13 protein-coding genes are annotated in these 7678 nt (G+C 65.1%); 6 read left to right on the top strand and 7 right to left on the bottom strand.

Annotated elements, in window-relative coordinates:
* Positions 1-240: 240 nt before the first annotated feature.
* Together AC1D00_RS17585 and AC1D00_RS17580 are read left to right on the top strand one after the other, a co-directional pair.
* Entirely contained in the window at positions 241-705 is a 465-nt protein-coding gene (locus AC1D00_RS17585) for a MarR family winged helix-turn-helix transcriptional regulator (RefSeq protein WP_135173528.1), read from the top strand.
* 119 nt (positions 706-824) lie between these two features.
* Complete coding sequence (locus AC1D00_RS17580) at positions 825-1259, top strand: COG4315 family predicted lipoprotein (protein ID WP_135173527.1); 435 nt, start codon at positions 825-827, stop codon at positions 1257-1259.
* Positions 1260-1278: 19 nt separating this feature from the next.
* Here the strand turns inward: AC1D00_RS17580 and AC1D00_RS17575 are convergent, their stop codons facing one another.
* The gene (locus AC1D00_RS17575; RefSeq protein ID WP_135173526.1) at positions 1279-1476 is read right to left on the bottom strand and encodes a hypothetical protein; all 198 of its coding nucleotides are present in this window, start codon (positions 1474-1476) and stop codon (positions 1279-1281) included.
* A 122-nt stretch (positions 1477-1598) separates the two neighbouring features.
* Positions 1599-2252 (bottom strand): L,D-transpeptidase, encoded by a 654-nt coding sequence (locus tag AC1D00_RS17570; protein ID WP_477011530.1) that lies wholly within the window; start codon positions 2250-2252, stop codon positions 1599-1601.
* Between the two features lie 274 nt (positions 2253-2526).
* Between AC1D00_RS17570 and AC1D00_RS17565 the strand changes: the two genes are divergently transcribed.
* On the top strand, positions 2527-3552 hold the full coding sequence (locus AC1D00_RS17565; RefSeq protein WP_167770592.1) for a hypothetical protein: 1026 nt from the start codon (positions 2527-2529) through the stop codon (positions 3550-3552).
* 424 nt (positions 3553-3976) lie between these two features.
* Entirely contained in the window at positions 3977-4207 is a 231-nt protein-coding gene (locus tag AC1D00_RS17560) for a DUF6894 family protein (RefSeq protein ID WP_025575367.1), read from the top strand.
* A 1-nt stretch (position 4208) separates the two neighbouring features.
* On the opposite strand, the gene AC1D00_RS17555 is transcribed toward AC1D00_RS17560, so the two are convergent.
* The gene (locus AC1D00_RS17555) at positions 4209-4991 is read right to left on the bottom strand and encodes an SDR family NAD(P)-dependent oxidoreductase (RefSeq protein ID WP_477011529.1); all 783 of its coding nucleotides are present in this window, start codon (positions 4989-4991) and stop codon (positions 4209-4211) included.
* A gap of 128 nt (positions 4992-5119) precedes the next feature.
* Here AC1D00_RS17555 and AC1D00_RS17550 point away from each other — a divergent pair, with 128 nt between their 5' ends.
* Entirely contained in the window at positions 5120-5509 is a 390-nt protein-coding gene (locus AC1D00_RS17550) for a hypothetical protein (RefSeq protein WP_025575372.1), read from the top strand.
* Positions 5510-5619: 110 nt separating this feature from the next.
* Positions 5620-5865 (top strand): hypothetical protein, encoded by a 246-nt coding sequence (locus AC1D00_RS17545; RefSeq protein WP_477011528.1) that lies wholly within the window; start codon positions 5620-5622, stop codon positions 5863-5865.
* A gap of 19 nt (positions 5866-5884) precedes the next feature.
* Here the strand turns inward: AC1D00_RS17545 and AC1D00_RS17540 are convergent, their stop codons facing one another.
* The 4 genes from AC1D00_RS17540 to minC form a co-directional block, all read right to left on the bottom strand.
* Positions 5885-6070: a hypothetical protein gene (locus AC1D00_RS17540; RefSeq protein ID WP_477011527.1), complete on the bottom strand. Its 186-nt coding sequence runs from the start codon at positions 6068-6070 to the stop codon at positions 5885-5887.
* 177 nt (positions 6071-6247) lie between these two features.
* Positions 6248-6529, bottom strand: coding sequence for a cell division topological specificity factor MinE (gene minE / locus AC1D00_RS17535; protein WP_025575378.1), 282 nt, complete (start codon positions 6527-6529; stop codon positions 6248-6250).
* On the bottom strand, positions 6526-7341 hold the full coding sequence (minD, locus tag AC1D00_RS17530; protein ID WP_477011526.1) for a septum site-determining protein MinD: 816 nt from the start codon (positions 7339-7341) through the stop codon (positions 6526-6528). Before minD ends, minE begins: the two co-directional genes overlap by 4 nt.
* A gap of 21 nt (positions 7342-7362) precedes the next feature.
* Positions 7363-7678, bottom strand: a 316-nt coding sequence (minC, locus tag AC1D00_RS17525; RefSeq protein ID WP_477011525.1) for a septum site-determining protein MinC, incomplete at its 5' end; no start/stop codon positions are given.

The following is a 7678-nucleotide window of genomic DNA, read 5'->3' as shown; positions in this document are numbered from 1 at the left end:
GCTTGACTCACGCCGATAGACTGGAGCCGCCACGTGGAGCTTGGAATTGATCGCTTCGTCTTCGCGCCGCGCSGGGAGCCTGAACGCGTTCGGCGGGATCGGCGATTTCAGGGTCGCCCGGCTGAAATCCATTGAGATGGAATTGCATGAGCACCTCTCCCGTCAACGTCTTCTTCGATATTGATCAGTATGCTGACTATCAGTATACTTGTCAACGTCGCTGCGACCGAGGAGAATTCGGTGAAAGACAACAACGACATGCCCGGTCATCTGGCGCGCCGGTTCCAGCAGATCGCGGTCGCGGTCTTCCTGGCCGAGGTCGGCGATGCCGGCTTCGACCTCACGCCGGTGCAATACGCCGCGCTCGCGACCATCAAGGCCAATCCGGGGCTCGACCAGGTGACGCTCGCGGGATTGATCGCCTACGACCGCACCACCATCACAGGCGTGATCGATCGCCTCGTGCAGAAGGGGCTCGCAGAGCGTCGTGCCTCGAGCCGCGACCGCCGCGCCCGCGAACTCGAGATCACCGACGAGGGCCGGCGCACGCTGCGCAAGATCACGCCGGTGGTCGAGTCCGCACAGCGCATCATGCTGCGCGGCCTCAACGCCAGGGAGGGCGAGGAGCTGATGCGCCTGTTGCGCAAGGCCATCGCTGCCGGCAACGAGCTCAGCCGCGCCCCGCTCCGCGATGTGCAGGCTTAAGCCGCATCCATGTCCGTAATTGTCGCAGTGCCGCGAAACCAGGAACTAACCTTCGGCTGCTACCGTCGGCCCCATTCGGCGCTTAACGCGCGATTAACTTTGCGGCCCGGGAGTTTCGGATGTTCAGGTTCCTCATTGCGGCCGCGGCCATCGCGTTCTCGACCGGTCATGCGCTCGCAAACGGACATGGCGGCGGCGATGCGCCTCCTCCGCCGAAGCCCGAGGCGACGACCGCGCCGGCGAAGGTGGTCATCACCAAGCAGGGTCCCAAGCTCGTCGATCTCAAGGGCATGACGCTCTACTATTACGAGCGCGACACCACCGGCAAGACGTCGAACTGCAACGGGAAGTGCGCCGAAAGCTGGGTTCCGCTCGCCGCGACGGCCGACGCCAGGGCCGTCGGCGACTTCACCGTGATCAGCCGCAACGACGGTAGCAAGATGTGGGCATACCGCTACCGCCCGCTCTACACGTCACCCGCCGACAAGGCGCCGGGCGATGCCAACGGCAACGCCACGACGCTGCAATGGCGCGTCGCACGGCCTGGAGAGTAGGACCCGAGCGGCGGTCCGATCAGTGCCGTGACGCGCTCGTCACCTTCGCATGGGTCGCTGGACCGGCCGAGGCATAATTCACCTCCGGATTCCAATGCAGCGCCATATACACGGCCATTCCGGCCAGGATCGATCCATAAAATGCAACGGTCACCAGCCGCCACTTGCGGACAACCCGGCGATCGCTTTCGGTCAATTGATCAATGAATTTTTGCATGATGCCTCCAATGGCAACCGGCCATCGAGGCATAGCGCAAGGCGAGCGGATCGCCTGTGAACCAGTTCACCCTTGCGGAACCGCAGACCCCGCGCGCATTCACGCGTGAGTGAGCGCCCTTCTCACCCGCGCCAGTTCGTGCCCGTCTCGGCCTGCGCGTTCTGCCCGGGCGGCAGCACCACGACCATCGAATTGAGCTTCACCCGGTCGTAGAGATCGATCACGTCCTCGTTGCGCATCCGGATGCAGCCCGACGAGATCGCCTGCCCGATATATTCGGGCTGGTTGGTGCCGTGGATGYGGTAGAGCGTGTCCTTGTTGCCGACGAAGAGATAGATACCGCGCGCGCCCAGTGGATTGGCGGGACCACCGGCGACGCGCGCCGGATACGGTCCAAGCCGCGCCTGGATGTCCRCAGTCGGAACCCAATCGGGCCATTCCGCCAAGCGGCCCACGCGCGCGACGCCCGAGAAGGCCATGGCCTCCTCGCCGACCGCGACGCCGTAGCGGATCGCCTTGCCCTCGGGTAGCACGAAATAAAGGTAGCGCGCATTGGTATCGACCAGGATCGTGCCCGGCTGCTCCTTGCGCGGATAATCGACGATATGACGGAGATATTGCTCGGGCACGTTCGCCTGCGCGTATGGCGTATGTGCGAGCAACTGACGGTCGCGCGGCGTCATGCTCGCATCCGTCGATGGCGAAAGCGTCGTCTGCATGCAGCCGCCGAGCGGCAGCAGGGCAGCAACGAAAAGAGCGAGAACAGATCTTGGCACCGCCGGCCCCCCCTATAGCGGATCGCAGCACCCCCAGCAGCGTCAGATATTGCCAAAATCGTGCTGAAAACAAGGCAATGCGGAACACGACCGCGTGTTTTTCCGGCGGAGTTCCATCACCACAAACGGCAGAAGACCGTCGCATCATCTCCATCCCCTCGCCTTGCTTTGGTCAAACCCGGCTGGACTCGTGCGTCATCAGACTTGGGATGGGGCTCACCTCAACAGATCGGCTCGCGCCAATGCGGACGACGAAGGCTTCAAAGGAGCTGCGATGCTCGCGATGCTGAACAGCAAGCAAATCGTCGATGAGATCGTGAAGGACACGGTCAAGGACAATGATCCGCACGACGCGGTTCAGATCTCGCCGGACATCGTGCTGGCCTCGCGCCCCATCAGCGTTGCCCCCGCGCTGGCGCCTGACGTCACGTCCCGTCCGGAGCCGAAATTCGCGCCGGGGCCCAGGAGCAATCCGGAGCCGAAGTTCAGTCCTGTCGTGGAGCCGCAGCCGGCGGCGCCCTCGGTCGACACCGCGGTGCGCGTAACTGCAGGCGATGGTCGCGGCCGGCGGAAGCGATCCTCCGTCGGCAAGTGGCTGCGCGGCGCGTTCCTCACGTTTCTGTTCGCGGGCGGCAGCGCCGCTGCCACCATCGCCTGGGAGAAACACGGCGACGTGGCGAGGCAGATGTTCGCCGACTGGAAACCCGTTTTGGCATCGCTGATGCCTTCGTCGCTGACACCTTCGACGTCACAACAGACGGCGCCGGTCGCGGCCGCGCAGGCCGCGCCGCCCGCGGCGGAAGCGGCGACCGATCAAACAGCCGACCCATCCCCGACGCCGGCTGCGGCTCAGTCTGCGGCCGTGCCCGCAGCAACGCCGCCCGAAGCAGTTCAGTCGGTGCAATCGATGACGCGCGATCTCACCGCGATGGCGCAGCAGATCGAGCAGCTCAAGGCCAACATCGCCGAGTTGAAGGCCGGACAGGAACAGATGGCGCGCGAGATGGCGAAGCCGTCCGCCCCGAAGCCGATGGCTGAGACGCGGCCGATCGATCCGCGCCTCGATCCGCGCGCGCGCGTTTCCGCGCTACCGCCGCGGCCTCAAGCTCCGCCGGTTCGCAAGCCGAAGCCGGCCGTGTCGCAGACCTACATGCCGGCGTATTCGCCCGCACCGGTCGCATCACCGCCGCCGCCTTCGCAGGCTGCCGCGGTCCCGCCGCAGGTCGCGCCGGTCACCACGACACAAGCCGTTGCCGATGACGACGGACCTGTCGTGCGTCCGCCAATGCCGCTGCGCTAGACCAATGCAAGGCGATGCACGGCATCGCTCACGCAGCGTCACTGCAAGCTGTCCGACTCGATGTGATGCGTTGAGTCCGGGCGACTACGGAGATCGATGTTTCGATCGTCTTCCGCCAAGCGAATCCGCCAAGAGAAAAGGCCGTCGGGATCTATGCCGACGGCCTTCTGTTGCAACTGCCGGTTCCCGGAGCCCGGTTCTGTTGCAATTCCATGCCTCATGATCACGCTGACATATTTAATAAAATCTTAACGCGCCCGCACGCTGCACATGATTTCTGCGCCATACGCACAGAGATTGCGCGCTTCGCTCGTTCGATAAAGATCGACTCAGTGGTACTATCCGACATGTGTTGAGACTTCCGTTGCAGACTTGTTTTCCAGACTTGTCGTCGAGACTTGGGTCGTCACAGCGGGGAATTCGGATGCCTTACTACTACTTCGATCTCGTGGTTGGTGAAGAGTTCAAGAACCAGGGCGGAATCATCCTCGAAGACATCGAGGTCGCCTCGGATCGCGCCCACCAGCTGGCCACCGAGCTGTCGCAGGTGAAGCCGGAGCTTCAGCAAAAGGGCTGCGCGGTGCGCGTCACCGACCGCGATCACAACGAGCTCTATCGCACGCCGCTCGATCCCGTGCCGGCCTGGCAACGCTAAGCTACTCCAGCACCGGCGCGTCGAACCAGTCCGTCAGCGACAATCCGCCGTCGACGACGAAGGCTGCGCCGGTGACGTAAGCTGACAGCGTGTTCGACAATACGGTCAGCGCCATCGGCGCAAGGTCCTTGGCCTCGCCGAGACGCCCGAGCGGGATGTGTCGCGCCAGCGAGGCGTCCGCGACGAAACCGCCGGCCGCGATCGCACCGGGCACCAGCGCGTTGACGCGGATGCCGTGGCGCCCGAACGTCTTGGCGAGCTCCTTCACCAACATCGCCATCCCCGCCTTCGCCGTCGAGTAATGCGGCAGGTTGCGCGGCGTGCCCGCATGCAGCGAGGTGAGGAACAGGAACGAGCCGGGCCGCTTCGCCGCGATCAGCCGCTTGGCGATCTCGCGCGCCAGGTGAAAACCTGCATCGAGATTGACGGCGTGCATCTCCTGCCAGGTCCGTCGATCGACCGCGAGCGCGTGATCGGCCTCGCGCCGCGGCGGCGAGGCGCTGTGCACGAAGTGCGTCACCTGCCCCAGCGCGGCATGTGACGCGGCAAGCAGCGCATCGCAGGCGTCCAGCTCGGCGAGATCGCCGACCCAGGGCACCGCGCGCTCTGGCCGCTCGCTCGCGCCGATCGCGGCACTCACCCGTTCCGCGCTCACGTCGGCGAACACGGTCCGCACGCCTTCGCCGACCAGGGCCTGCGCGATCGCGCGACCGATGCCGTTGCCCGCGCCGGTGACGAGCGCCGTGTCGCGCTGGGGATCGAACGGCGTGCTGAACAGGCTCATGGCGTTCTCCGGGTCCGGGAGCAGCCAATTTAACGCACCGCACGCAGACGCGACAATTGCGTCCCGGCACCATTGCGGAGCGGCGCGCCGGACGCTAGCCTCCCAAAAAAATCGAGGAGGTACCAAGGATGCGCTATGGTTTTCTGATGGCAGGCCTGTTGCTGATCGCCGCGCCGGCCCGGGCGGAGGATCATCCACGCTCGGCCTATGTGACGATGGTCTTGCAGGCCTTCGCCGCCAGGGTCGAGTGCCCCAACACGGATCTCGTCTATCAGGACCTCGTGCAGAAGGCACAGCAGATGCAGCTGCCCGACGGCACCACCGAGAAGGTGCGCAAGGCGATCGCCTGGATGCATACCGGCGGCAAGATGGGCGAGAAGCAGGACGACGACCTGATGGCCGAGGTCGCGGTCGCGACGCAGGCGACCGATATGGACCAGCGCCGTCTCGGCATGCCCGGCTGGTGCGAGGCCCAGAAGACCAACCTTGCCGGCCTGATCCGCAGCAAGGGCGGCTAACCGGTTTTCCCAGGCGTTAAGCCCACAGCTGCGGAACCCCCGCCACGGCCAATATTCGTCACAATCCTCGCCAGCATGCGGCCCTCTTCGAATTCGAACAGGAGCCCCTCATGCGGATGATCCAATTCGTCTTCGCCGCCACGCTCGCGGCCGTCACGGCGCCGACCGCCCCCGTGCTGGCGCAGAATTCAGGCACCGAGAGAGCCGAGGGCAAATCGCCCTCCTCCACCTGCAGCGCGTATCAGCAAGCACCGGATGGTACCTGGGAACAGCTTCCCTGCAAGGAAACAGGCGATCGCAGTCAGCCGCGAACCCAACGGTCCCAGTCGCAGGGAACCGAGCACGAGGACCGCTGAGGCGCTTCCTGTCCGGCGATCAGCTGTGGTGCGGTCCACGCATGATCTTCATGGCATCCTCGATGTGACGCCACTCCCTGGCCTCATCGGCCTCGCCGCGGCCCTCGCAGGCCTGGGCCTGCTCGGCGGCCTTCGCAATCGCAGCGAAGCCGTGCCGTTCGAGCATCTGGCGTGCGATGGTGTGGATTTGGAGCTCCGATATCATGGGCGCTCTCCCGTTTGATGAAACCGCGGTGCACGCAGGGTGGTCCGCGGATTTCCCACAACGATCAAGTCGCAGGTCTCGTTCCGATCACCCGCAGCGWCGACAAAAGGCGGCCCGCCATGCCCGGCGGACCGCCTTCTCACCCACCCCAAAACCTGAAATCGTCGGCCGCGTCCCCTACGCGACCGCCACGCGCTTGCGCTCGAAATCGTTGGGCACCTCGATATCGACCTCCAGGGTCGACACCTCGTCGCCGCGCTCGAGCCGAACGATGACCTTGGTCGGATCCAGCGTGACGTGCCTGGACACGACAGCGAGGATTTCCTCACGCAGCACACCGAGCAGATCGGGCTGGCCGCGCATTCCGCGTTCATGGGCAAGCAGGATCTGCAACCGTTCGCGTGCGACGGGTGCCGAGGCCTTCTTGCCGCGGAGAAGTCGAAGCAGACCCATGCTCATGCAGCCCTCCGTCGCAGCAGACGATCCATCAGACCTCTGCGCTCGGCGGGAACGTGCATCGTGACGTTCTCGCCGCACAGGCGCTTGGCGGCGTCCATATAGGCCCGCGCCGGCGCGCCGTCCGCGTTCGACAGAGTCACCGGCGTGCCGACGTTGGACGCCTTCAACACGTCCTGGCTCTCGGGAATGATGCCGAGCAAGGGCGTGGCAAGGATCTCGAGGATGTCGTCGATGGTCAGCATCTCGCCGCGCGCCGCGCGGGAGGCATCATAGCGGGTGATGAGAATGTGCTTCTCGACCCGCTCGCCCTTCTCGGCCCGCACCGTCTTGGAATCGAGCATGCCGATGATGCGGTCGGAATCGCGCACCGAGGAGACTTCCGGATTGGTGACGATCACGGCCTCGTCGGCAAAGCRCATCGCCATGGAGGCGCCGCGCTCGATGCCGGCCGGGCTGTCGCAGATCACCCAGTCGAAACGGCCGCGCAGATCGTCGATGACCTTGCCCACGCCCTCTTCCGTCAGCGCGTCCTTGTCGCGGGTTTGCGAGGCCGGCAGCAGCCACAGATTCTCCAGCCGCTTGTCGCGGATCAGCGCCTGCGGCAGCTTTGCGACGCCCTGCACCACGTTGATGAGGTCGAACACCACGCGGCGTTCGGCGCCCATCACGAGATCGAGGTTGCGCAGGCCGACGTCGAAATCGACGACGACGACCTTGTCGCCGCGCTGCGCGAGCGCAGCTCCCAGCGCGGCGGTCGTCGTGGTCTTGCCGACGCCGCCCTTTCCTGATGTCACGACCAGTACCTTACTCATCTGAAATGTCTCCTTTGCTGGTCAGTTCAGCGCTGTAATTCGCATGGTATTCCCCTGCAGCCAGGCCTGCGCCGGCTTGCCGCGCAAGGCGGCGTCGATGTCGTCCGCAGTCTGGTAAAACCCGTCGATTGCAAGCAGTTCAGCCTCGATCTTCTGGCAGTAGATGCGCGCGCTCGTGTGACCGTTCACGCCCGCCATGGCGCGGCCGCGCAGCGCGCCATAGATGTGGATGGAGCCGCYGGCGACGACCTCGGCGCCGGAGCCGACCGAGCCGAGGATGGTGACGTCGCCTTCGGGGAAGATCACGGTCTGGCCCGAGCGCACGGGGGCCTCGAGC

The sequence above is a fragment of the Bradyrhizobium sp. P2_E8 genome (assembly GCF_056403875.1).
The sequence above is the reverse complement of the archived record's forward strand: the minus strand, read 5'-3'. Positions and strand labels throughout refer to the sequence as shown.

Excerpts from the sequence above, each read along its gene's own strand:
- AC1D00_RS17580 (WP_135173527.1), top strand. The coding sequence starts at position 825 with ATGTTCAGGTTCCTCATTGCGGCCGCGGCCATCGCGTTCTCGACCGGT.
- AC1D00_RS17575 (WP_135173526.1), bottom strand. The coding sequence starts at position 1,476 with ATGCAAAAATTCATTGATCAATTGACCGAAAGCGATCGCCGGGTTGTC.
- AC1D00_RS17565 (WP_167770592.1), top strand. The coding sequence starts at position 2,527 with ATGCTCGCGATGCTGAACAGCAAGCAAATCGTCGATGAGATCGTGAAG.
- AC1D00_RS17560 (WP_025575367.1), top strand. The coding sequence starts at position 3,977 with ATGCCTTACTACTACTTCGATCTCGTGGTTGGTGAAGAGTTCAAGAAC.
- AC1D00_RS17555 (WP_477011529.1), bottom strand. The coding sequence starts at position 4,991 with ATGAGCCTGTTCAGCACGCCGTTCGATCCCCAGCGCGACACGGCGCTC.
- AC1D00_RS17550 (WP_025575372.1), top strand. The coding sequence starts at position 5,120 with ATGCGCTATGGTTTTCTGATGGCAGGCCTGTTGCTGATCGCCGCGCCG.
- AC1D00_RS17545 (WP_477011528.1), top strand. The coding sequence starts at position 5,620 with ATGCGGATGATCCAATTCGTCTTCGCCGCCACGCTCGCGGCCGTCACG.
- AC1D00_RS17540 (WP_477011527.1), bottom strand. The coding sequence starts at position 6,070 with ATGATATCGGAGCTCCAAATCCACACCATCGCACGCCAGATGCTCGAA.
- minE (WP_025575378.1), bottom strand. The coding sequence starts at position 6,529 with ATGAGCATGGGTCTGCTTCGACTTCTCCGCGGCAAGAAGGCCTCGGCA.